20 protein-coding genes are annotated in these 23,047 nt (G+C 39.3%); 17 read left to right on the top strand and 3 right to left on the bottom strand.

From position 1 onward, the window contains the following. The first annotated feature begins 57 nt into the window (after window positions 1-57). Window positions 58-2,097, top strand: coding sequence for a glucose-specific PTS transporter subunit IIBC (gene ptsG, locus FLK20_RS04085; RefSeq protein WP_152655285.1), 2,040 nt, complete (start codon window positions 58-60; stop codon window positions 2,095-2,097). Between the two features lie 237 nt (window positions 2,098-2,334). Next, a complete protein-coding gene (locus tag FLK20_RS04080; protein ID WP_077601899.1) occupies window positions 2,335-2,574 on the top strand; it encodes a ferredoxin family protein in 240 nt (79 codons plus the stop codon). A 122-nt stretch (window positions 2,575-2,696) separates the two neighbouring features. Here FLK20_RS04080 and FLK20_RS04075 read toward each other — a convergent pair whose 3' ends face one another. Together FLK20_RS04075 and FLK20_RS21525 are read right to left on the bottom strand one after the other, a co-directional pair. After that, window positions 2,697-2,900, bottom strand: coding sequence for a hypothetical protein (locus FLK20_RS04075; protein ID WP_152655284.1), 204 nt, complete (start codon window positions 2,898-2,900; stop codon window positions 2,697-2,699). Between the two features lie 12 nt (window positions 2,901-2,912). Continuing rightward, window positions 2,913-3,059, bottom strand: coding sequence for a hypothetical protein (locus tag FLK20_RS21525; protein WP_194165515.1), 147 nt, complete (start codon window positions 3,057-3,059; stop codon window positions 2,913-2,915). 389 nt (window positions 3,060-3,448) lie between these two features. Here FLK20_RS21525 and FLK20_RS04070 point away from each other — a divergent pair, with 389 nt between their 5' ends. Then, a complete protein-coding gene (locus tag FLK20_RS04070) occupies window positions 3,449-4,660 on the top strand; it encodes an Rpn family recombination-promoting nuclease/putative transposase (RefSeq protein WP_152655283.1) in 1,212 nt (403 codons plus the stop codon). A 169-nt stretch (window positions 4,661-4,829) separates the two neighbouring features. On the opposite strand, the gene FLK20_RS04065 is transcribed toward FLK20_RS04070, so the two are convergent. Continuing rightward, window positions 4,830-6,599, bottom strand: coding sequence for a glycoside hydrolase family 13 protein (locus FLK20_RS04065; RefSeq protein ID WP_152655282.1), 1,770 nt, complete (start codon window positions 6,597-6,599; stop codon window positions 4,830-4,832). Between the two features lie 260 nt (window positions 6,600-6,859). On the opposite strand from FLK20_RS04065, the gene FLK20_RS04060 reads away from it, so the two are divergent. The 14 genes from FLK20_RS04060 to FLK20_RS03995 all read left to right on the top strand — a co-directional run bounded on the left by FLK20_RS04060 (window position 6,860) and on the right by FLK20_RS03995 (window position 22,994). Then, on the top strand, window positions 6,860-8,128 hold the full coding sequence (locus FLK20_RS04060) for a sugar ABC transporter substrate-binding protein (RefSeq protein WP_152655281.1): 1,269 nt from the start codon (window positions 6,860-6,862) through the stop codon (window positions 8,126-8,128). Window positions 8,129-8,244: 116 nt separating this feature from the next. Beyond that, window positions 8,245-9,552: a sugar ABC transporter permease gene (locus FLK20_RS04055; RefSeq protein ID WP_152655280.1), complete on the top strand. Its 1,308-nt coding sequence runs from the start codon at window positions 8,245-8,247 to the stop codon at window positions 9,550-9,552. Then, window positions 9,552-10,391: a sugar ABC transporter permease gene (locus FLK20_RS04050; RefSeq protein WP_152655279.1), complete on the top strand. Its 840-nt coding sequence runs from the start codon at window positions 9,552-9,554 to the stop codon at window positions 10,389-10,391. Before FLK20_RS04055 ends, FLK20_RS04050 begins: the two co-directional genes overlap by 1 nt. A 73-nt stretch (window positions 10,392-10,464) precedes the next feature. Continuing rightward, window positions 10,465-11,484 (top strand): LacI family DNA-binding transcriptional regulator, encoded by a 1,020-nt coding sequence (locus tag FLK20_RS04045; RefSeq protein ID WP_152655278.1) that lies wholly within the window; start codon window positions 10,465-10,467, stop codon window positions 11,482-11,484. A gap of 292 nt (window positions 11,485-11,776) precedes the next feature. Next, window positions 11,777-12,808 (top strand): LacI family DNA-binding transcriptional regulator, encoded by a 1,032-nt coding sequence (locus FLK20_RS04040; RefSeq protein ID WP_152655277.1) that lies wholly within the window; start codon window positions 11,777-11,779, stop codon window positions 12,806-12,808. A gap of 52 nt (window positions 12,809-12,860) precedes the next feature. Then, the gene (locus tag FLK20_RS04035) at window positions 12,861-13,568 is read left to right on the top strand and encodes a ThuA domain-containing protein (RefSeq protein ID WP_152655276.1); all 708 of its coding nucleotides are present in this window, start codon (window positions 12,861-12,863) and stop codon (window positions 13,566-13,568) included. Window positions 13,569-13,593: 25 nt separating this feature from the next. Continuing rightward, the gene (locus FLK20_RS04030; RefSeq protein WP_152655275.1) at window positions 13,594-14,622 is read left to right on the top strand and encodes a Gfo/Idh/MocA family protein; all 1,029 of its coding nucleotides are present in this window, start codon (window positions 13,594-13,596) and stop codon (window positions 14,620-14,622) included. Between the two features lie 6 nt (window positions 14,623-14,628). Then, window positions 14,629-15,663: a Gfo/Idh/MocA family protein gene (locus FLK20_RS04025; RefSeq protein WP_152655274.1), complete on the top strand. Its 1,035-nt coding sequence runs from the start codon at window positions 14,629-14,631 to the stop codon at window positions 15,661-15,663. A gap of 15 nt (window positions 15,664-15,678) precedes the next feature. After that, window positions 15,679-16,647: a sugar phosphate isomerase/epimerase family protein gene (locus FLK20_RS04020; protein WP_152655273.1), complete on the top strand. Its 969-nt coding sequence runs from the start codon at window positions 15,679-15,681 to the stop codon at window positions 16,645-16,647. Between the two features lie 296 nt (window positions 16,648-16,943). Continuing rightward, the gene (locus FLK20_RS04015; RefSeq protein ID WP_152655272.1) at window positions 16,944-18,599 is read left to right on the top strand and encodes a glycoside hydrolase family 13 protein; all 1,656 of its coding nucleotides are present in this window, start codon (window positions 16,944-16,946) and stop codon (window positions 18,597-18,599) included. Window positions 18,600-18,761: 162 nt separating this feature from the next. Beyond that, window positions 18,762-19,547 carry a flagellar motor stator protein MotA gene (gene motA, locus FLK20_RS04010; protein WP_152655271.1) on the top strand — a complete coding sequence of 262 codons (786 nt, stop codon included), beginning with the start codon at window positions 18,762-18,764 and terminating at the stop codon, window positions 19,545-19,547. Beyond that, window positions 19,540-20,355 carry a flagellar motor protein MotB gene (gene motB, locus FLK20_RS04005; RefSeq protein WP_152655270.1) on the top strand — a complete coding sequence of 272 codons (816 nt, stop codon included), beginning with the start codon at window positions 19,540-19,542 and terminating at the stop codon, window positions 20,353-20,355. The genes motA and motB overlap by 8 nt, the downstream gene beginning before the upstream one ends. Window positions 20,356-20,383: 28 nt before the next feature. Beyond that, entirely contained in the window at window positions 20,384-22,474 is a 2,091-nt protein-coding gene (locus FLK20_RS04000) for a chemotaxis protein CheA (RefSeq protein WP_152655269.1), read from the top strand. Window positions 22,475-22,514: 40 nt separating this feature from the next. After that, on the top strand, window positions 22,515-22,994 hold the full coding sequence (locus FLK20_RS03995; RefSeq protein ID WP_152655268.1) for a chemotaxis protein CheW: 480 nt from the start codon (window positions 22,515-22,517) through the stop codon (window positions 22,992-22,994). The last annotated feature ends 53 nt before the right edge of the window (window positions 22,995-23,047 follow it).

Raw genomic sequence — 23,047 nt, 5'->3', positions numbered from 1 at the left:
TGTGTTTTCGCTTATGCCTTTTATTTTGCCAAAACCAAATCAGAGAGGGTGATTCATATGTTCAAACAAGCGTTTGGAGTTCTGCAAAAAGTTGGGAAGGCGCTTATGCTTCCGGTAGCTCTTTTGCCGGCGGCAGGGCTGATGCTCGGAATTGGCAATGCTGCTCAACAGGGAACGATGCTTGACTACCTGCCGTTTCTGGAAGCGGGCTGGATTCAGTTAACGGCCACCGTCATGGAGGATGCCGGCGGAGTTATTTTTGATAATTTGCCGCTTATTTTTGCCATTGGTGTTGCGATAGGCCTGGCAAGTGATGGGGCAGCGGGGCTTGCTGCACTGGTAGGATACCTGGTCATGAATCAGGTAATGGGCTCGTTTATGCAGGTAACCCCGGAAATGATTATGAAAGATCCCGGTTTTGCAAGTGTACTTGGGATAGGAACTTTACAGACGGGAGTATTTGGCGGAGTTATTGCCGGTTTAATAGCTGCCTATTGCTTCAACAGGTTCCATACCATAGAGATGCCATCCTTCTTAGGCTTTTTTGCAGGAAAGCGCTTTGTTCCCATTGTGACAGCAGCAGTTTCTTTCCTGACCGGAATTTTATTAATGTTTATTTGGCCGACGATTCAGCATATCATGAACAGTGCTTCCTACTGGCTGATTGAAGAAGGTACATATATTGCCGTATTTATGTTTGGGTTTATTAAACGTCTATTAATTCCCTTTGGACTGCATCATATTTTTCATTCTCCCTTTTGGTATGAATTTGGCACATATACCAACCTTGCTGGTGAGATTATTCGAGGAGATATGACCATTTTCTTTGCACAATTAAGAGATGGTGTAGAGATTACGGCAGGGAACTTTATGGCAGGTGAATTTCCGATTATGATGTTTGGTTTGCCTGCAGCGGCGCTTGCGATGTATCACACTGCACGCCCTGAAAGAAAGAAGCTTGTTGCCGGACTGCTTGCTTCAGGGGCATTGACATCCTTCTTAACAGGTATTACGGAACCGCTTGAGTTCTCATTCCTATTTGTATCACCATTATTATTTTTTATTCACGCAGTTTTAGATGGGCTATCCTATGTATTGATGACATGGTTCAGTGTCAATGTCGGTTATACCTTCTCTGGGGGAGCGATAGATTTTGTTCTGTTCGGCGTTTTGCCGAATCAGGAACCGTGGTGGATTACAATTATACTTGGATTTTTCTTTGCAGTGCTTTACTACTTTTTATTCCGCTTCTTTATTAAAAAGTTTAACCTGATGACACCGGGGCGGGAGGAAACAGTTGAAGTGAAAAGCAACGAAGAAAAAGGAAAACCGGCTAATCTGGCATATGATGTATTAAAGGCAATGGGCGGCCAGGAGAATATAACTCATCTGGATGCTTGCATTACACGGTTACGAGTATCTGTCCATTCGATTAAAGAGGTTGATAAAAACAAATTAAAACAGCTTGGAGCCTCTGGAATACAGGAGGTCGGGGATAATATTCAGGCTATTTTCGGACCGCGTTCAGAAATTATTAAAGGTCAAATGCAAGATATTATATCTGGCAGGACACCCGGGCCGGTACCAGAAAACCTGAATTTGTATACTGCGAAAGAAATAAAGGAACAAGGACAGCAGTCAAATATCGCTGAAGATATCGTTTCTCCTTTAAGTGGAAAACTTATTCCGATTACAGAAGTTCCAGATTCATTATTTGCCGGCAGAATGATGGGAGATGGCTTTGCGATTGAGCCGTCAGATGGTTTGGTGGTTTCGCCGGTAAATGGAACAGTCACTAACATCTTTCCTACGAAGCATGCGATTAGCCTGGAATCAGAAACAGGGAAAGAAATCTTGATTCATATTGGAATAAATACAGTGAATCTCAAAGGAGAAGGGTTTGATATTCTTGTAGAAGAAGGTAGTAAAGTGACAGCCGGCCAGTCTTTAGTAAAAGCTGACTTCGATTATATTGGTGCGTATGCTAAATCAACAATTAGTCCCATTATCTTCACCAATCTGGAAGAGGGACGGCAAATCAAATTGTTGAAATCAGAGGTAGATGCTGGAGAAAAGGGTATTGTTGAAATTATTTAAAGGTGTCTGAGCTGCGAAAATACTATATTAGCATACAGGAAAACCCTTGATAATACCTGGTAACTAGTTTGATTAACCTAACCAGTATCTGCAGGTTAAAATATAAATCCGCTAAATAAAGTTTCGTTTTTCACAGAAATTACACATAATATAAAGGTGAAACAGTTTACTTCATTCTATAAAACCCTTATCATTTAAGGTGAATCATGTTAATCATGTAAGGAGGGTTTTCTTTCCATGGCTTTTGTTATTCTGGATCCATGCAGAGGTGAAAAAGCAGGGGAATGCGTCAGTGTTTGTCCTGTTGATTGTATAGAAGAAGGTATCAAGCAATTTTATATTGATCCTGATATTTGTATTGATTGCGGCGCGTGCAAAGCAGTTTGCCCGGTATCCGCAATTGAAGAGGAGTACGATTTAACTCCGGATCAAGAGAAGTATTTAGAAGAAGCAGAAGAATTTTTTGCAAACAGGTAAATACTTTTCAATGAGGAAGCTTCATAGAAATAGCCCGTCTGTCTTTGGATATGCAGACGGGCTGTTCTTTGCACTTTAAGAAAGCATAAAGAATCTAAGGAAAAAAGTATAAGTGCAGGGTTTTAATGGGCGAATACCAAGTTTTCTTTATCTGTCTTAAAATCTGCGATAATCCAAGGCTGGATCACAAAAATGCAAAGTGGAACCCAAATAATCAGACCAATATAACATACATACAGATTTTCAGCACTTAAAAAAGATAGTAATGGAATAACAAAGATAATCGAGAAAATAAGTTTAGCAAGAAAGCTTTGTTTTTTCTTCATTATTGCACCTGTTTATTCATCTTCTGAGTTTGCCTGTGCTTCCTCAGCAAGCCTGCTGGTAATCCAGCGTTTTGCTGTCTCCTCATCAATTTCATATTCCTTCCCGGCACGTAATAAATCACCGTGATAGGCTGTTTGTACATTCATTTTTACTTTCATGGCGATACTCCTTCTAATAGGTCGTTTACTCCTATAATATCATATTGAAGATAGAATTTGTTTGCAGTTAAGAAAGAAACTTTCTTACTGCATAATCGCAACCCCAGTCCCAGCTAAGCTTGTCATCTAAAGGCTTGGTGACAACCGAGTTTTCTAATGGTGCCTCCATGCTGAAACGAACGGCAGCTTCTGACTGGTATTGCAGTTAATATACTGTTTCATTAGAAATGGAGTGGATATGTATATATAGGTTCGATGTAGCCATAAAAAGAGAAATAAAGATGTGTTATTAAATAAAAACATCTCGACAACAGAACGTTTGATCGGTATAATGTGATTAGGTGCTCACCTTAGAAACCTGCCTCATAATAATAAAAGGATGTGTTTTTATGCCCCGAATTTGCCTCCATAAAGTATATTCTTCACCAGAAACTACCTCTTTATATGTACAAGAAGATCTTCCCAAATCATACATTAAATATCAAAGAAGAAAAAATCGAACTGAGAAAGCGTTGCACGGAATACCAGACGTTCAATTAATGGACTTAAAAGTGGACTTTGCATTTAAACAATTGTTTGGGAATGAGAAGAATAAAGACATTACAATCGTCTTTCTCAATGCGATTTTAGCAAAGTCAGGAAGAAGTCCGATTCAGCTGCTATTCTTTCAAAATATTGAAATCGGCGGTGAGTATGAAGAGGATAAAAAATCCAGGCTGGATCTTCTTATTGAGACAGAGAATAAAGAAATTGTAAATATAGAAATCCAAATTAACAATGAGTATAATATGGTTAATAGAGCTTTATATTATTGGTCACGAATTTTTTCGGAACAGTTGAAAGAAGGGCAGAATTATAAGGCATTGTACCCTGTTATCAGTATTAACATCATGCATTTTGATTTGTTGAAGGAAACGGACGCCTTTCATAATATTTTCCGTTTATATGAAATGGAGCAGAAATATCCATTAACAGATAGAATTGAATTTCATTTTGTAGAGATTCCCAAATTAATCACTGCCTGGAAGAAGAATCAGCTCAATCCATGGGAAGATGTCTTAACCCGCTGGTTGCTGCTGCTGGGAACCGTAGACCAACGAAAGAATCATTTCTACGATGATATTTATCAAGAATTGGGGGAGATTGCGATGGTGGATAAAACATTAAATGTTGCGATGCGTGTCTGGGAAGATTTGAGCCGGACAAAAGAAGAACGCCTGGCATATGAAGCGCGCTTGAAGCAAATTTTAGATGAGCAATCCAAGCTTCTGGACCGGGAACAGTTAGAACAGGAAATGGAAGAACTGAAAAAACAGAAAAATGGAATAGAGATTAAAATGCAAGAAGCAGAAGTAAAGTGCAAAGAGGCAGAGAACAGAAGAAAAGAAGAAGAGAGCAAAAGAAAAGAAGAAGAGAGCAAAAGAAAAGAAGAAGAGAACAGAAGAATGGAAGCTGAATCTGCATTGGAGAAAAGAACAAAACAAATAGCGCTAATAATGATAAAACAAGGGATCGATTATACTGAGATTATGCAGGCAACAGACCTTACTTCAGAGCAATTAGAGTCTATTCAGCAGCAATTGGAGAATGACCATAATTAAAACATAAAATGCCTTGATAAGAAAAATAGTAAGGGGCGTGCTGCAAAAAAGGTAACATGCTCCTTTATATACAGAAGGCAGTATTTCGTTTTCTTTCTTTTTTTGCTGTGAATAAAGTAAAAAACCAGTGAAGTAAGCTGACATAGCTGTACCTTCACTGGTTAAAGGGTTATTTTCCAATGTTGCTCTGCTTTATAATAGCAAAGTCACTGGCAGACAATTCAAGATCTAATTTATCCTTTTTAGACTTTTGTTCTTTTTGATTCCATAAATCAAAAACACGATCTGCAGAAGCACAGTCCAATGATACCTTCGCTGGACGATCTGACGCATTGATAAAGAAGTGAACAGAAGTATCTTTGGTAGTCTTTACAAAGTGAAAGCAATCATTTTCTTTATCCGGCTCGATAATGGACAGCTTTCCTTTTGTAAATGCTTCTTCCGTAAGCCGCAGTTGAATAAATTGTTTAACAAAGTTTCTCAGAGAGGTATTTTGATCTTCTTTGTCCCAGACCATGCATTTTCTGCACTCGGGATCTTCCCCTCCTGTCATGCCAATCTCATCGCCATAATACACACAAGGTGTACCAGGGAAAGAGAATAACAGAGCATACAATAAGCGAACCTTTTTAATATCCCCGCCACATTCTGTCAGGACTCTTGGTGTGTCATGACTGCCGAGCAGGTTAAAAGCCACCTCATTACTGTTTTCTGTATAAGAAGCATAAGATTTGGATAATTGATTAGCAAATTGTTTGGTATCAATCTTTTCTTTTGCAATATAATCCAGTCCAGCTAAAGTGAGCGGATAGTTCATTACTGCATCAAACTGATCTCCCTCCAGCCATGGAAGTGCATCATGCCATATTTCTCCAAGAATATATAAGTCAGGTTTAATCGATTTAACTCTCTTGCGGAACGCTTTCCAGAATGAATGATCTACTTCATTTGCCACATCCAGACGCCAGCCGTCAATATCAAATTCTTCAATCCAATAAGCGGCCACATCTAAGAAGTAAGAGCGGACTTCCGGGTTTTCTGTATTTAGTTTTGGCATTGATTCTACATAGCCGAAGGTATCATAATTAGGCGGGTAGACATCCTTTACCGGAAATTCATGCAGATGGAACCAGTCTTTGTATTTGGATTTCTCTTGATTTTTCAAGACATCCTGGAAAGGACCAAAATACAGACCGCTATGATTAAACACAGCATCCAGCATCACACGGATTCCTCTTTGATGACATTCATTGACAAGTTTTTTAAACGTTTCTTTGTCTCCAAATTGCGGATCGATTTCCATATAGTCAATGGTATCGTATTTGTGATTGGAATATGCTTTAAAAATAGGTGTCAGGTAAATCCCGTTGATCCCTAAATCGGTTAAGTAATCCAGATTTTTTATAATACCTTCAAAATCCCCGCCGAAAAAGTTATCTAAGGCGGGCGCTTCACTGGCCCAAGGTAAGACTTTCTCTGGATCATTTTTCTTATTTCCATTGGCAAACCGGTCAGGAAAAATTTGATACCATACTGTATCCTTTACCCATTCAGGCACTTCAAAAATATCAATGGGATTAATAAATGGAAAACAGAAATAATAGGATATATCGCCTGTTTCTATGTTTGGATAAAACCCTTTTTCTGTATAAATTAATGTGTCCTTCCCATCGCTTATTTCAAAGCCGTATCTCAAGCGTCTTGTAGGTACATCAAGTTCAATAAACCAGTAATCAAATAAATCATCTGAAGCAGCTATAGACATCGGCTTTTTCTTATAAGTCCATTTTTTCTTCTTCCAATCATAGGGATCGCCGTAAATCAAGTTTACTTTCCTGGCATCTTTTTTCTTAGTCTTCAGCCGAATATGCAATGTTTCTTCTTTGTAAGCATAAGCAAAATTGCCCTTTGGTCTGTGGTATATGGCTTCTTTTAACATAGAATTCCTCCTTAAAAATAAAACAACCCCTGTTTTCTGATCGAGAAAACAGGGGTTGTTGTTATGACAAAGCATTGCCCTCAAATTGTAAGTAAAGCATAGTAATTAAATCTATTATTTGCAGATTAAATTCAATAAGTCAAGAGAAAAAATAAAAATAATGAAACCCCTTGCAAAAAAAGATTAAATAGATTAGAATAATTTTTGTACATGTTGTGCAAACGTTTGCGCAACTAAAAAAACAAAGAGGAGTTGGGGAAATGAAAGGGAAAGTTCGTTTCTTGGCGTTAATTTCTTTACTATTTATTCTAGTTTTAGGAGCATGTGCACCTGATAGAGAAGAACCAGGAGAGGAAAGTGCCGGCGGTGAAGCTGAGAAGCCGGAAGAATTAGTGATTTGGATGAATGATCAGGATGAACAGATGGATGCCATTAATAAGATTGTGGAGAAATACGAAGAACAAGAAGGTATTTCAGTTAAAGTGGAAGGACGACCAATGGTTGATCAATTACAGCAATTATCATTAGCCGGACCTGAAGGGAATGGGCCAGATTTATTCTATCAGCCCCATGACCAGATTGGAAATATTGTTGCGCAAGGATTAGCGGAGCCTCTTGATGTTACGGATGAAGAATTAAATAGATATGTAGATGCAGCAGTAGATGCTGTTACTTACACTTATGATGATGAAACAAATATATATGGATTACCTGCAGTTATTGAAACATATGGTCTTTTTTATAACACTAGCATTGTTAGTGAAGCACCGGAAACAATGGAAGATGTTTTAGGAATATTGGAAGAACATACGGATGCTTCTAATGACGAATATGGATTTTTAATGAGGCCAAATGATTTCTATTTTTCTTACCCATTCTTGGTTAATTATGGAGGATATATATTTGGGGGAGAAGCCGGTGATTATGATGTTACAGATGTCGGTTTAGCGAATGATGGTGCGATTGAAGGTGGAGAGTTCTATCAAGAATTTTTTGGTTCTGGTAAAATCCCGGCAGCTACAACTGCAGATGTAATCGACGGCTTGTTCACAGAAGGAAAAATAGGTGCAGTTATTAATGGACCTTGGAGTATTCCTGTTTATGAAAGCGCTTTGGGAGATAATTTAGCATTTGCACCTTTTCCACAAATTAATGGAGAACCAAGTTCTACATTCGTAGGTGTTAAATCCTGGATGATATCTTATTACTCAGAAAATAAAGATTGGGCTCAAGATTTAGCTATGTTTATTACAAACGAAGAGAATCAGCAGACTTATTATGATATTGCCGGAGAGCTTCCTCCAAATGAAGAGGCTTTAAATAGTATTGAAGATCCAATGTATGCTGACTTTGCTGGGCAAATTCAATTTGGCGTTCCAATGCCGAGTGCTCCGGAAATGGCTCAGGTTTGGGAGCCAATGCAAAATGCATTACAGTTCCTGGCTGAAGGTGAAGATGCCAGAGAAGTATTGGAAGAAGCTGTGGACCAGATCAATACAAACATACAAGCTGGCGGTGGAGGAAATTAATTAAAAAGAGGAGTCTTTCTCCTCTTTTTAATTTACTGATTCTCGAGGAAACAGAAACTCTTAAAAATCTTGATTATTTCATATACAGTTAAGTTAAAGTTGAAGGAGGGGTAAGATTGTCTACTCCAAAAAAGCAGCCGAAAAAGAATTTTCATAAACATAACCCTAATACTGCTACCGTTTTGTCAATATTATTTGCCGGGTTAGGTCAGTTATATAACCGTAGATTTTTAAAAGGAAGTATATTTATTTTTATGGAAGGAGTTTTCCTTCTCGCATTTCTAGATGCGTTAAATTATGGGCTTTGGGGTTTGCGCACGTTAGGAACTATTCCGGGAACAGATCACTCGATACGATTACTCGTGCTGGGTGTACTGTCTTTAATTGTTTCAGTAATAGCAATTACACTTTATGTATTTAATGTACTCGATGCAAGAAAACAGGCAAAAAAAATAAAAAAAGGCTGGGTACCTTTAGGATTTAAACAGGTTATTAAAGAAGTGTATGATTATGCATTTCCTTATATAATTACCTTCCCTGGTCTATTCTTAATGATTTTTGTCGTTATTTTTCCATTGCTGTTTTCTTTACTATTAGCATTTACAAATTATGATTTATATCACTCTCCTCCCCGTAATTTAGTAGATTGGGTAGGGTTGGATAATTTCAAGAGCTTGTTTACAGTGCCTATCTGGCAGGAAACCTTCCTTAGTGTTTTTGTTTGGACCATTGTCTGGACAGTAGTAGCAACAACATTACAGATTGCTCTGGGTTTCTTTTTGGCAGTTCTGGTAAATGATGAAAGAGTGAGGTTTAAAAAGTTAATCAGAACGATTTTGATTTTGCCGTGGGCTGTTCCGGCATTTGTAACGATTCTAGTATTTGCAGCAATGTTTAATGATGATTTTGGAGCGATTAACAGAGATATTATCATTCCTTTATTTGGAGGAGAGGGGATATCCTGGCTAAGTGATCCTTTGTATAGCCGGATAGCAATTATTGCGATACAAACATGGCTTGGATTTCCTTTTATTTTTGCTTTGTTTACCGGAATATTGCAAAGCATTTCAAAAGATTGGTATGAAGCTGCCGACATGGATGGAGCATCACGGATTCAAAAGTTCAAAAGTATTACATTCCCTCATGTTATGTTTGCAACAGCACCATTATTAATTATGCAGTACGCTTCAAACTTTAATAATTTTAATGTCATTTATCTATTTAATGAAGGCGGACCAGCCGTGCGCGGACAGAATGCCGGCGGTACAGATATTCTGATATCCTGGGTATATAAATTGACATTTGATACAAATAACTATTCGATGGCAGCTGTTATTTCCATCATCATGGGATTAATTGTATCTGGTTTTGCATTTTACCAATTCCGAAAAACAAGATCCTTTAAAGAAGAAGGTGAAATTTAATGAGCTCGAAAACGAAATCAAAATTAGAAGTAACAGCGATTTATCTGATACTGGCAATTGTTGCCGTCATTATTTTCTATCCGCTGCTTTGGACAATAGGCATGTCACTCAATCAGGGGACGAGCTTGTATTCTTCCAGCATCATTCCGGATAATTTTTCGCTGGAACATTATAAATGGCTGTTCAGTCCGCAAAGTGATTATTTATTATGGTATAAAAATTCGCTGATTGTAGCTTTGGCAAATGCGATTGGAAGTGTCGTTCTGACGGCATTTGTTGCCTATGCTTTTTCAAGGTTTAAATTTGTAGGGCGTAAGAATGGATTGTATATTTTTTTACTCCTGCAAATGTTCCCTGTAATGATGGCGATGGTTGCACTATACATCTTCTTAAATATGATTGGGTTATTAGATTCTTTAACCGGTTTAATATTAATTTATTTAGGAGGACAAATCCCGTTTAATGCCTGGCTGGTAAAAGGCTATTTTGATACGATTCCTAAAGAGCTGGATGAAGCGGCTAAAATTGATGGAGCCGGCCCTATCAGGATTTTTTGGAGTATTCTCCTGCCACTGGCAAAACCAATCCTAGCAGTAGTTGCTTTATTTAATTTTATGGCACCGTTATTTGATTTCCTGCTCCCTTCCATTGTAATTTCCAGTGAAGAAAATTATACTTTGGCTTTGGGGCTGTATAATTTTATTAACGATCAATTTGCCAATAACTTTACTAGATTTGCAGCGGGATCTGTATTAATTGCGGTTCCAATTGCGACGATTTATTTATTCTTGCAAAGATTCTTAATTTCTGGTCTGGCTTCTGGCGGTACAAAAGGTTAAAATAGAGGATAGGTTCTATAACGAGCAAATGATGATTAGATATGTATGGATAGGCTGATTAGAGGGTGATGACATGGTTACTATTAAAGACATAGCAAAGGCTACAGGATGTTCTCCTTCCACTGTATCCCGGGTAATTGCCAATAACTCCAGGATAAGTGAGGAGACGAAACAAAAAGTGAGAGCAGCAATGCTTGAGTTAGGATATCACCCTAATTTAACCGCTAGAAACCTAGTTGCCCAATCAACAAAAACAATAGGGGTTATTATGCCTTCATCGGCAGATAAATCGCTGCAAAATCCATTTTTTACAGAAATTCTAAGAGGAATAGGGTCTTATTTTCATAAGCAGCAGTTTTCCATGTTGCTTTCCTCCGGGCAGACAGAGCAGGAAAAGTTTGAAGAAATAGAAAGAATGGTTCTTGGAAAGTATGTGGATGGCATTATTTTGCTTTACTCACGTTTAAAGGACCCGATTGTTTCTTTTTTAAAAGAAAAAGATTTTCCATTTGTTATAGTAGGGAAGCCTTTAGAGTATCAAGAGGAAATTGTCCATGTAGATAACGATAATGTAAAAGCAGGGAAAGATATTACAGAGCATTTGATAGAAAATGGTCATAAACGAATATCTTTTATCGGAGGAGCTGCCGATTTAGTAGTAACGATAGATCGGCAAAAAGGATATGAAACAGCGTTAAAAGAAGCTGGTATTTCCCCTTTAGAAAAGCATATTATTCATACAGAATTTTTAAAATCAGGTGGCAGGGAGGCTGTTGAGCAAATTTTAGAGCTTGATGTAAAGCCTGATGCCATTGTGGTTAGTGATGATTTAATCAGTGTAGGTGTTATTAGCACATTTGAGGAATATGGCATTCATATTCCGGAAGATATATCTCTGGTCAGCTTCAATAATATCTATTTCTCAGAAATTATACATCCGGCACTTACAACAGTGGATATTCAAATTTTTCAGATTGGTGCAGAATCGGCTAAAGCAATTATCCAAATGTGTACAAACCAGATGTTAGACAAGAAACGAATTATTATTCCGCACCAAATTGCTTATCGGAATTCGGTTCGTTTGATGGATTAATAAAAAAATTGCTGATGATTGTCCTTCAGCAATTTTTAGCTTTAAAGTAAGTATGGAATAATAAGAGAATGCATAAATAGCAGAGGATTAACTTTTAATGCAAACGTTTGCGTTAGTTTATTGGTTTATGCAGAAAAATATAAATTTTTGAATCTTGCTTATTATTTGAACTAATGATAAGATTAAGTCAAAAGTTGATGCAAACGTTTGCGTTAATGAGGATGATTTAGATTTTCCTTTTTAACATCCCCTTATTTAAGAAAGCTTTGTTGAAGGATAAGGAGGGCTTCAAATGGCAGTAACAATAAAAGATGTGGCAAAAGCAGCGAATGTATCTCCTTCAACCGTTTCTCGAGTTATTTCTGACAGCAGGCATATCAGTGATAAGACCAAGAAAAAAGTACGTAAAGTAATGGAAGAGCTTGGATATCATATCAATTTAAATGCCAGAGGACTTGTCCGGCAGTCCACAAAAACGATTGGCATTGTACTAAAGTATTCAGAAAATGAGGCATGGAACTGGATAAATCCTTTTGTTTCAGAGGTCATTCAAGGGATTAGTGCCCACTGTCACGAGCATGGCTACAGTATTATGATTACAACAGGCCGTACAGAAAAAGAGATTTATTCAGATGTTGTAAAAATGGTACAGGGAAAGCAAGTAGATGGAATGATCGTTCTTTATGCAAGGAAGGAAGATAGAGTGGTTCCCTTTTTATTAGAGGCGGCTATTCCGTTTGTCGTTATTGGCAAACCAGTGGATCGTATTCATGAAGTGATGTATGTAGATAACGATAATGTTCAAGCAGCAAAGGATGCAACAGCATTTTTATTAAATCAATATCATCGGAAAATTGGATTTATCGGTGATAACCCTTCTTTCCAAGTTATTCAAGACCGTTTAGAAGGCTATTATAAAGCTTTGGAGTTGGAAGGGATTTCAAAAAATCCAGCCTATGTCAAATTTGTCCAGAATCCAGAGGACGAAGAGAAGATACTGGATAAATTTTTAAAGCTAGAGCATCCGCCCACAGCACTTGTTATTTCTTCCCCTCTTCAGGGAGTAGGTGTTTTAAAAAGAATACTAAATCATGGCTTACATGTACCAGAAGATATAAGTGTTGTTGTCTTTAATAAGACGTTGATAACAGAGGTCTCTATTCCGAAGCTCACTGCGATTGATACCCAAACATATCAATTAGGCTATGAAGCCTCCAAAGGAGTAATTGAATTGATTCATTATCCAGATACCTTCAAGCGGAGTGTAATAATCTCTGCAAGAATTGAACCAAAAGAGTCTCACCGCAGCTTACAGGAAAATTAATATGATAATTAATGAAAGAACAGAATAAAAAATGGGCTAGGGAGTGTTTAATATGAACATCATAGTATGGAATGAAAACCGTCATGAAAAAACAAATGAAACCGTTGCCTCTATTTATCCGGAAGGAATTCATGGAACGATTGCCAGCTTTTTAACAGAAGCAGGACATGATGTAACCACGGCAACATTAGATGAGCCGGAGCATGGTTTACCGCAAGAATTGTTGACTAAAACCGATGTTTTAGTCTGGTGGGGACATATGGCACATGACGAAGTGCAGGAAGACATTGTCGAACGCGTCAAACAGCGCGTGTTAGACGGCATGGGATTAATCGTCCTTCACTCCGGGCATTTTTCCAAAATTTTTAAATCGCTGATGGGGACAGGCTGTGATTTAAAATGGCGGGAATCAGACGATAAAGAACGCGTCTGGAATGTAGATCCGTCCCATCCGATTGCTAAAGGAATCGGCGAGTATTTTGAAATTGAAAAAGAGGAAATGTACGGGGAGCATTTTGATATTCCGGCACCGGATGAATTAATTTTCGTCAGCTGGTTTACCGGTGGGGAGGTTTTCCGCAGCGGCGCCACGTTTAAACGCGGCAGGGGAAAAATATTTTATTTCCGCCCCGGGCATGAAAGCTATCCGACATATCATCAGGCAGAGGTCCAGCAAGTCATTAAAAATGCCGTGGAGTGGGCAAAAAATCAGGATACACCTAAGCATACGTATGGCAATTATCAACCGCTTGAAAAATAATTAGAGATAGAGAGGAAGAGGATATATGCGTTTAAAAGTAGCAGTGATTGGATGCGGCAGTATTGCCAAGCATCGCCATCTGCCGGAATATGATGCTAATGAGCAGGCAGAGATCGTGGCAGTATGTGATGTTGTCAGAGAACGGGCCGAAGCAGCAGCGGAAAAATATCAGGCAAAAGCCTATACAGATTATCAAACCCTGTTGAAAGAAGAAAAGGTAGATGCGGTCAGTGTTTGTCTGCCAAACTATTTACATGCGCCTGTAAGCATTGCAGCCCTGGATGCCGGTGCGCATGTGCTTTGTGAAAAGCCGATGGCAACGTCTGCTGAGGAAGCAGATCAGATGATAGAAGCAGCAAAGCGGAATGACAGGAAATTAATGATTGGCCATAATCAGCGCTTTGTTGCATCCCATCAGAAAGCCAGAGAGCTGATTGCCTCGGGAGCGCTTGGAAAGATTTACAGCTTCCGTACCGCATTCGGGCATGGCGGTCCAGAAGGCTGGAGTGCCGATGGAAAGGAAAGCTGGTTCTTTAAAAAAGAGGAAGCATTTATTGGCGCCATGGGTGATTTAGGCGTACATAAAGCCGATTTAATCCGCTATATCCTGCAGGATGAGTTTGTGGAAGTAGGCGCATTTGTGGAAACAAGTGCAAAGGAAAATACCGATGTGGATGATAATGCGACGCTTATCTTAAAATCAGCAACAGGCATTATCGGCACACTGGCAGCAAGCTGGGCGTACACCGCAAAAGAAGATAACTCCACGATTATTTATGGAGAAAAAGCGACCTTGCGTTTAGAGGATGATCCAACATATGCTTTAGTCGCTCAATATGCGAATGGGGAAATCGTAAAATATGAGCTTGGTGCGATTCAGTCCAATGACGAAGGCGGACAGACCACCACACATGTAATTGATCATTTTGTTGAATCGATTCAGAATGATACAACACCATTAATAGATGGCGAAGAAGGGAAGAAATCGCTCGCTATTATTCTGGGAGCATTGGAATCCGTTCAGACAAAAAGAATCTATTCCTTGGAGAAGTGACGAAGTATGAAAAAATTGAAAATGGGACTGATTGGTGCGGGAGGAATTGCGGAGAACCGCCATATTCCTGCTTATCAATCATTAAGTGAACAGGTAGAAATCGTTGGTGTGCATGATGTTAATCTGGTCCGGGCGGAGGAAGTGGCTGAGAAATATGCCATTCCCCATGTCTATGCAAATGATTTGGACATGTTGAAGCATGTGGATGCAGTGACCATTTGTACACCAAATAAATTTCATGAATCGATAGCGGTTGCGGCTCTGAATCATGGTGTCCATGTTTTATGTGAGAAACCGATGGCGATGAATGCCGAAGAAGGAAAACGGATGCTGGATGCTGCTGAAGCGAATCATAAAATCTTAATGATCGGCTATCACTATCGCTTTATAGATGCAGTGATGCTGGCAAAAGCATCGATGCCGGAAGTGGGAGCACCGATTGTGACAAGAGTACAGGCTTTGCGTCAGCGAAAAGTTCCGGGCTGGGGTGTATTTATTAATAAGGAGCTCCAGGGCGGCGGCAGTTTAATTGACTGGGGCTGCCACTTGCTGGATGCAGCACTGTGGCTGGTTGCTCCCTCCAAACCGGCAGAGGTCCAGGCACAGGTCTATCAGCGCCTAAGCAAGCAGCCGAATCAGATTAACGATTGGGGCAGCTATGACCATGAAGCCATAGATGTAGATGACCATGTCAGTGCGTATATCCGTTTTGATGACCAGAGTACGCTATTGTTTGAGTGTTCCTGGGCAGCAAATATCAAAGAGGACCAGACGCATATCTCGATATCGGGAGAAAATGGAGGCTTAAGTGTTTTTCCATTTGAATTCTATCAGCCAAAGTATCATAGAATGATGGAAACGCATGCCAAAACAACAGAAGACCATCAGCAGGCTGGTGTTTTGCAGGCAAAGAATTTTATCGATGCATGCTTAGGAAAGGATACATTAAAAAGTAGTCCAAAGGATGCACTACTGGTAACGAAAGTAATCGATGCCATCTATGCAAGCAGTGAGCAGGGAAAGCCGATTGTAATCAATTAAAGGAGGTAACAAGAAATGAAACTTGGTGTATTTACGGTTTTATTTGCAGAAAAGAAGCTGGAGGACATGCTTGATTATGTAAAGGCTGCCGGGTTGGATGCCGTGGAAATAGGTACAGGAGGCAACCCCGGCGCAGCCCATTGTCCAATCGATGAACTGCTGGAAAACAGCGAGAAAAGAAAGGAATTCAAAGATAAGATTGATTCACGCGGACTAACCATTAGCGCATTTAGCTGTCATGATAATCCTGTTTCACCGAACCAGGCTCATGCCAAAGCAAGTCATGAGGCGTTTGTGAAAACAGTGCGTTTGGCAGAACTGCTGGATGTTCCGGTAGTTAATACTTTTTCGGGAACACCGGGATCGAATGAAAATTCGAAGTATCCAAACTGGCCGGTAACACCATGGCCAACGGAATATTCCGATATTTTAAAATGGCAGTGGGAAGAAAAGCTGATTCCATATTGGAAGGAGCAGGGGCAATTTGCGGAGGATCATGGTGTCAAAGTAGGATTGGAACTCCATGCCGGCTTTCTTGTTCATACCCCATATACCTTGTTAAAGCTCCGGGAAGCAACAAATGATGCCATCGGTGCCAATCTGGACCCAAGTCATTTATGGTGGCAGGGCATTGATCCGGTCGCAGCGATTAAGATTCTGGGTAAAGCTGGAGCAATCCATCATTTCCATGCCAAAGATACGTATATAGACCAGGATAATGTCAATATGTATGGCTTAACGGATATGCAGCCTTATGGAGAGGTGCAGACACGCGCCTGGAGCTTCCGTTCTGTAGGGTATGGACATAGTATTCAGGAATGGTCGAATATCGTCAGCGCGCTCAGAACCTATGGCTATGATTATGTCATCAGTATGGAGCATGAAGACCCGATTATGTCGATTGAGGAAGGTTTTCAGGCAGCAGTGAAAAACTTAAAGCAGGTGAATATAGCAGAGCCTCCAGCTTCTATGTGGTGGGCTTAACACCAATTGAACTGGAATATTCTTTTTACGTTAAAGAATTTTTCCAGTTTCCTTTTTAAACACCCCCTTATATGAATTGCCATTACGATTGTATATTTGTCGTGCTTGGTTTATTGCCAACTTAGGATGATGGAGTGAAAAAAACTGCTATACATTTAGCTGTCCTTTCTTATCAATAACGATTGTGATAAGTGTAATTGTAATTTTTCTAATGAATTTGATTTTTCTGTTTTCGGTAGCGTGTCTTAATAGTGGAAGGAAAAGCAGGCATAGGTATTAGGAAGGGAAGTAGAGATATGAAAAAAATATGGTGGAAAGAAGCAACAGCGTATCAAATCTATCCAAGGAGCTTTATGGACTCTAATGGAGATGGCGTTGGGGATATAAAAGGTATTATCTCTAAATTAGATTATTTAAAGGATTTGGGAATTGATGTCATTTGGGTAAGTCCTGTCTATCAATCTCCCAATGATGATAATGGCTATGATATCAGTGATTACCAAGCCATTGCAGAAGAGTTTGGAACAATGGCAGACTTTGATGAGCTTCTTGAAAAAGTGCATCAAAAAGGGATGCGTCTGATTATGGATTTAGTCATTAATCATACTTCTGATGAACACCCCTGGTTTATCGAGTCAAGATCATCAAAGGATAATCCGTACCGTAATTATTATATTTGGCATCCTGGGAAAAAGAACGGAGAGGAACCGAATAATTGGGAGTCTATTTTCGGTGGTTCGGCCTGGAAATATGATGCGCAGACGAAAGAGTATTTCATGCATATTTTTTCCGAGAAACAGCCTGATTTAAATTGGGAAAATGAAGCTGTCCGCAAAGACTTATACAAAATGGTCAATTGGTGGCTCGATAAGGGGATTGATGGTTTTCGTGTGGATGCTATCTCACATATTAAAAAGAAACCTGGATTTCCTGATATGCCCAATCCAAAAAAGAAGAAATATGTACCTTCCTTCAAGGGGCATATGAATCAGGATGGTATCCATCAATTTCTGCAGGAATTTAAAAAGGCAACGCTGGACCACTATGACATCATGACAGTTGGAGAGGCTAATGGCGTGAAACTGTCACAGGCAGATGACTGGGTCGGCGAAAAGCATGGTGTATTTGATATGATTTTTCAATTTGATCATCTTAATCTATGGGGACGTGAAACAGGAGCAGGTCTTGATTTAGAAGAATTAAAGAGTGTGTTTACTGCCTGGCAGAAAGGATTGGAAAAAGTCGGATGGAATGCGCTGTTTTTAGAAAATCATGATCAGCCGCGCTCTGTTTCCAGCTGGGGAGATACAGAGAATTATCACGTAATCTCGGCCAAAGCCTTCGCAGTATTATATTTTATGATGCAGGGTACACCATTTATTTATCAAGGGCAGGAGATAGGGATGACAAATGTCCCGTTTGAATCTATTGAGGAGTATGACGCTGTCGATGCCAGGAATTTTTATAAGGAGAAGCTGGAGGAAGGGATTCCGGAAGAGAAAATTTTGGCAGCGCTGGCTAAGACAAGCCGTGATCATTCACGAACCCCAATGCAGTGGAATAATAAAGAAAATGCTGGATTTACTACAGGGATACCATGGATTAAAGTGAATCCCAATTACACAGCCATTAATGTAGAAGAACAGCAAAATAACGCTGATTCCATCTTAAATTTTTATAAGCAGCTGATTGCATTACGGAAGCGAGAAGAAGGTCTTATTTATGGGAGCTATGATATTGTGCTGGAGGAGCATCCTGATATTTACGCATATATACGGACATATCAGAATGACAGATGGCTGATTTTAGTAAATGTTTTCGGAAAAGAAACAGAATATGCATTACCAGAGAAATGGAAGGATAAAAATTTTAAGCTGCTTATCAATAATTATGAAGAGGCAGAGCAAGGAAAACTAAAAGCTTATCAAGCTGTCATCTATCAATTTAACTGAAGAAAAACAGGCTGGTGTGACTGCACAGCCTGTTTTTCACGTTTTGATAAATAATATGTAAAATAGTTGTCGATTCATGCTAAAATTACCTTGCGATAGACTACATAATTTATGAATTTTACCGATATTAAAAGTAGGTACAATGGAAACGGGAGGATACATATGGATAAATCATCAGTAATAGGATTAATATTAGGACTAATAGGTGTGGGAGTAGGAATGGTGCTAAAAGGTGTAGGTGTAGGAGCGCTTATTGAGCCGGCTGCTATTTTGATTATTTTAGTCGGAACTGCGGCTTCTGTTGCTATTGCATTCCCTGGAAGTGCATTGAAAAACATTCCGGCACTATTTAAGATTTTATTTTTTGAAGAGAAGCGAACAGATTCCAAGGAGCTTATCGCGTTATTTATGGATTGGGCAGACCAAACCCGTAAAGAAGGGCTGCTTTCTTTAGAAAACCAGGTGAGTGAGGTAAATGATCCATTTCTTTCATCGGGTTTGCAATTAGCGATTGATGGACAATCACCCGATTTTATTAAGGATGTTATGATTGAAAAAATAGAGGCGATGGAGCAGCGTCATGAAGAAGGAGCAGCCATTTTTACGCAGGCTGGTACATATGCTCCGACATTGGGAGTGCTGGGTGCTGTAATAGGATTGATTGCAGCGCTTGCCGATATGTCTGATATTGACGCTCTCGGACATGCCATTTCTGCAGCCTTTGTGGCGACATTACTGGGGATTTTTACAGGCTACGTATTGTGGCATCCGTTTGCTAATAAACTGCGTGAAAAATCGAAACAGGAAGTGCTGCAAAAAGAATTAATTGTTGAAGGTGTTCTGTCTATTACGACAGGTGATTCCCGATTAATTGTGCAGGAGAAACTAGGTTCTTTACTTTCATCCAAAGAGTTGGCAGAGCTGCAGAAGAGGGATAGCGATGGCTAGAAGAAAAAAGAAAAAACAAGCACATGTAGATGAATCCTGGCTGCTTCCTTATTCCGATTTATTAACATTATTAGTAGCTTTATTTATTGTTTTATTTGCTTCCAGTGATATCAATGTGGAAAAATATTTTCAACTTGCGAATGTCTTTCGGGATGAATTATCGTCCGGGTCAGGCACAGGTCTGTTAGATTATGAGTCAGAACCAATTCCGCCAAGTATGGAAGAAGGACGGGATGATGGTGATTATATGGAAGATGGCGAAAAAGAAAACGAAGAGGACGCAATGAACGAAGCAGATTTAGAAGGGGTGGAGGAACTGCTCAGGCTCAGGCAGGTAGAGGAAGAAATTAATGCATATATTGAGGAGGCGGGTCTGACAGAAGAATTTGGAACAGAATTAACAGGAGAGGGTCTCCTTATTACAATGCGCAATGATATTCTATTTGATTCTGGAAGTGCAGTGGTCAAACCGGGAGGAATACAAGTTGCAGAGGATGTTTCCCGAATTCTGGATACAGACCCTCCGCATCAGGTCGTGATTAGCGGTCATGCTGATGATGTCCCCATTCACAATGCCGATTTTGATTCGAATTGGGATCTGAGTGTGACGCGTGCCATGAACTTTATGCAGATTCTTATGCAAAATGATAGCCTTGATCCAACGCTGTTTAGTGTAAAAGGACATGGGGAATTTGATCCGGCTTTTCCTAATGATACCGAAGAAGATCGGGCAAGGAATAGACGAGTAGAGGTTTTGATTTTACCAAATTACGAGATTAATGTGCCAGAGGACATAAGTGAGGAATAGAAAGTAGATAAGAATAGAGGGGAATCTTATGGATATGCAACAATATTTGGATATTTTCTTAGATGAAAGCCAGGAGCATTTACAGTCAATTAATGATTTTATATTAAAATTAGAAGAGGATACTTCTAATTTGGAGTATGTACATGAGATATTTCGCTCTGCACATACACTAAAGGGTATGGCTGCAACAATGGGTTATGATGATATTGCTTCGCTGACACATAAAATGGAGAATGTACTGGATCTGATTCGTAATGAAGAATTGGTGACAAACACGGAAATAATAGATACTTTATTTATTGCTATCGATGCTTTGGAGGATATGGTCGAATCCGTGCGCAACGGGGGAGACGGAAAAAAAGATGTTAGTGAACATGTTAAAAAGCTTGAGGCGATTGAAAAAGGAGAAAGTGTTCCTGAATTAGCAGCTGCTGTAGCTGTTAACAAAGAGGAGGATACAGGAAACTACTTTCAAGCTTCCGATTTAGATGAATTTCAGCTCACGGTTGTTCAGCAGGCAAAGGAACAAGGGATGGTTCCGTATGATTTAAAAGTAACCTTTGAATCAGGCTGCATTCTAAAAGGTGCCAGAGCATTTATGGTTTTTGAAGTATTAGAGAACCTGGGAGAGGTTATTCGAACTTCCCCTACGGTTGAAGAAATTGAAGAAGGATCATTTGATTCAGGATTCACACTTTTATTCCTTACAGATCAAGAGCAGGACGAATTGATTGAAGCTGTGAAAAAAGTGTCAGAGGTAGAAGCTGTTGAAGCGCATATTATTCAAACGGATAAAGAGGTTCCGGATAATCAGAAAGCAGCAGAAGAGAAGGCTGCTGAAGATGCAACAGGAACGAAAGAGGAGAAGTCTGACAGTAAAAAGGTAACAGAAGTACCTGTGAGAAAATCTGATTCCAATACAAAAGCACCGAAGAAAAATGATATGGCACAAAATAATGAAAAGAAAACAGCCTCTAAAAATATCCGTGTGAATCTGGATAAAATTGACAATCTCTTAAATCTGTTTGAAGAGGTTGTCATTGACAGAAGCCGCTTAGAGGTACTTGTTTCGTCAATAGATAATGGGGATTTAAGAGAAACTGTCGAACACTTAAGCAGGGTAAGCTCGGATATGCAATCCTTGATTCTTGCCATGCGGATGGTTCCGATTGAACAGGTTTTCAACCGTTTCCCAAGAATGATACGTCAATTGTCCAAAGATTTAAATAAAAAAATCGCTCTGGAAATAAAAGGTGCAGAAACCGAAGTAGATCGAACGGTAATTGATGAAATCGGTGATCCGCTTGTCCATTTGATCCGCAATTCTTGTGATCATGGGATTGAAAGTCCGGAGAAGCGTCTTGCGAATAATAAGCCGGAGGAAGGTAAGCTGACATTACGTGCTTACCACAGTGGAAATCATGTTTTTGTCGAAATTGAAGATGATGGTGCAGGAATTAATCGTGAAAAAGTATCAGAAAAAGCGATTGAAAATCATATTATTACACCACAGGAGGCGAAAGAACTAACGGATGACCAGATTGCTGCGTTGATTATGAGTTCTGGATTCAGTACAGCAGATACGATTTCTGATGTATCCGGGCGCGGCGTAGGATTAGACGTTGTAAAAAATAAAATAGAGGCTTTAGGCGGTAAAATTTCTGTAACAACAACGCCAGGTCAGGGCAGTATTTTCTCTATTCAGCTTCCATTAACCTTATCGATTATTACAACCATGCTTGTTCATATTCGCAAAGAAACATTTGCGATTCCATTAACATCTATTTTAGAAACGATTATTCTTCCTAAGGATAAAATTATGTGTGCGCAAGGTGCCGATGTTATTGATTACCGTGGTCAAATCATACCTGTCTTGTCTTTAGGAAAGGTGTTAAAGGTTCCAAACTATGATACTGAAGCAGATCGCTATTCCACTGTAATTATTAAAAAAGGGGAGAAGCTGCTGGGATTAATTGTTGATGAGCTAATTGGTCAGCAGGAGGTAGTATTAAAATCGCTCGGGAATTATCTTGGAGAAGTATTTGCGGTATCAGGAGCAACTATTTTAGGTGATGGAGAGGTTGCTCTAATCATTGATCCGAATGCATTAATCGATTAAAGGATATTCAATTAAAGGATGTTCAAAGGAGGAAAAGTGAATGGATACAGATAAGCATATTATTTTTAGGCTGAAGGAGCAAACCTTTGCTGTTCATGTACAGCAAATCGTTTCGATAGAGCGGGCATTATCTTTAACAAAGGTACCTCGTACACCTGATTTTATGAAAGGTGTTACCGAAATGAGAGGTGTAATGACACCTATTATTGATTTGTGTGAAAGATTGAATCTGGGTAGTGTGGAACTGACAGACCAGACAAGAACGCTTGTTGTGCAAGTCGATAACATGCAAATTGGTATGGTTGTTGATCAGGCAACAGAGGTGAAAGATATTCCAGCTTCATTCATAAAATCTGCCCCTAAACTTGTGGGCGAAATAAAAGATACCTTCTTATTAGGTGTAGCCACAATTGATGATGAATTGATTTTATTATTAGATTTAGAGCAGATTATTCAATTTACCGAAAAAAATCAGCTTCAGGAAATAATGAATGATATAGATGAGCCCATCGAAAAATAATTTTTAGCATATGCACTTTTAGAAAGCACTTAATTAGAAATCTGATTAGGTGC

Origin of the sequence: Oceanobacillus sp. CFH 90083, from assembly GCF_009389585.1 — a bacterium.
GTDB lineage: Bacteria > Bacillota > Bacilli > Bacillales > Amphibacillaceae > Oceanobacillus.
The sequence above is the reverse complement of the archived record's forward strand: the minus strand, read 5'-3'. Positions and strand labels throughout refer to the sequence as shown.

Excerpts from the sequence above, each read along its gene's own strand:
- FLK20_RS04015 (WP_152655272.1), top strand. The coding sequence starts at position 16,944 with ATGAAAAAAATATGGTGGAAAGAAGCAACAGCGTATCAAATCTATCCA.
- FLK20_RS04035 (WP_152655276.1), top strand. The coding sequence starts at position 12,861 with ATGAACATCATAGTATGGAATGAAAACCGTCATGAAAAAACAAATGAA.
- FLK20_RS04065 (WP_152655282.1), bottom strand. The coding sequence starts at position 6,599 with ATGTTAAAAGAAGCCATATACCACAGACCAAAGGGCAATTTTGCTTAT.
- FLK20_RS04000 (WP_152655269.1), top strand. The coding sequence starts at position 20,384 with ATGGATATGCAACAATATTTGGATATTTTCTTAGATGAAAGCCAGGAG.
- motA (WP_152655271.1), top strand. The coding sequence starts at position 18,762 with ATGGATAAATCATCAGTAATAGGATTAATATTAGGACTAATAGGTGTG.
- FLK20_RS04040 (WP_152655277.1), top strand. The coding sequence starts at position 11,777 with ATGGCAGTAACAATAAAAGATGTGGCAAAAGCAGCGAATGTATCTCCT.
- FLK20_RS04020 (WP_152655273.1), top strand. The coding sequence starts at position 15,679 with ATGAAACTTGGTGTATTTACGGTTTTATTTGCAGAAAAGAAGCTGGAG.
- FLK20_RS04050 (WP_152655279.1), top strand. The coding sequence starts at position 9,552 with ATGAGCTCGAAAACGAAATCAAAATTAGAAGTAACAGCGATTTATCTG.
- FLK20_RS03995 (WP_152655268.1), top strand. The coding sequence starts at position 22,515 with ATGGATACAGATAAGCATATTATTTTTAGGCTGAAGGAGCAAACCTTT.
- ptsG (WP_152655285.1), top strand. The coding sequence starts at position 58 with ATGTTCAAACAAGCGTTTGGAGTTCTGCAAAAAGTTGGGAAGGCGCTT.
- FLK20_RS04080 (WP_077601899.1), top strand. The coding sequence starts at position 2,335 with ATGGCTTTTGTTATTCTGGATCCATGCAGAGGTGAAAAAGCAGGGGAA.
- FLK20_RS21525 (WP_194165515.1), bottom strand. The coding sequence starts at position 3,059 with ATGAAAGTAAAAATGAATGTACAAACAGCCTATCACGGTGATTTATTA.
- motB (WP_152655270.1), top strand. The coding sequence starts at position 19,540 with ATGGCTAGAAGAAAAAAGAAAAAACAAGCACATGTAGATGAATCCTGG.
- FLK20_RS04045 (WP_152655278.1), top strand. The coding sequence starts at position 10,465 with ATGGTTACTATTAAAGACATAGCAAAGGCTACAGGATGTTCTCCTTCC.
- FLK20_RS04075 (WP_152655284.1), bottom strand. The coding sequence starts at position 2,900 with ATGAAGAAAAAACAAAGCTTTCTTGCTAAACTTATTTTCTCGATTATC.
- FLK20_RS04060 (WP_152655281.1), top strand. The coding sequence starts at position 6,860 with ATGAAAGGGAAAGTTCGTTTCTTGGCGTTAATTTCTTTACTATTTATT.
- FLK20_RS04025 (WP_152655274.1), top strand. The coding sequence starts at position 14,629 with ATGAAAAAATTGAAAATGGGACTGATTGGTGCGGGAGGAATTGCGGAG.
- FLK20_RS04070 (WP_152655283.1), top strand. The coding sequence starts at position 3,449 with ATGCCCCGAATTTGCCTCCATAAAGTATATTCTTCACCAGAAACTACC.
- FLK20_RS04030 (WP_152655275.1), top strand. The coding sequence starts at position 13,594 with ATGCGTTTAAAAGTAGCAGTGATTGGATGCGGCAGTATTGCCAAGCAT.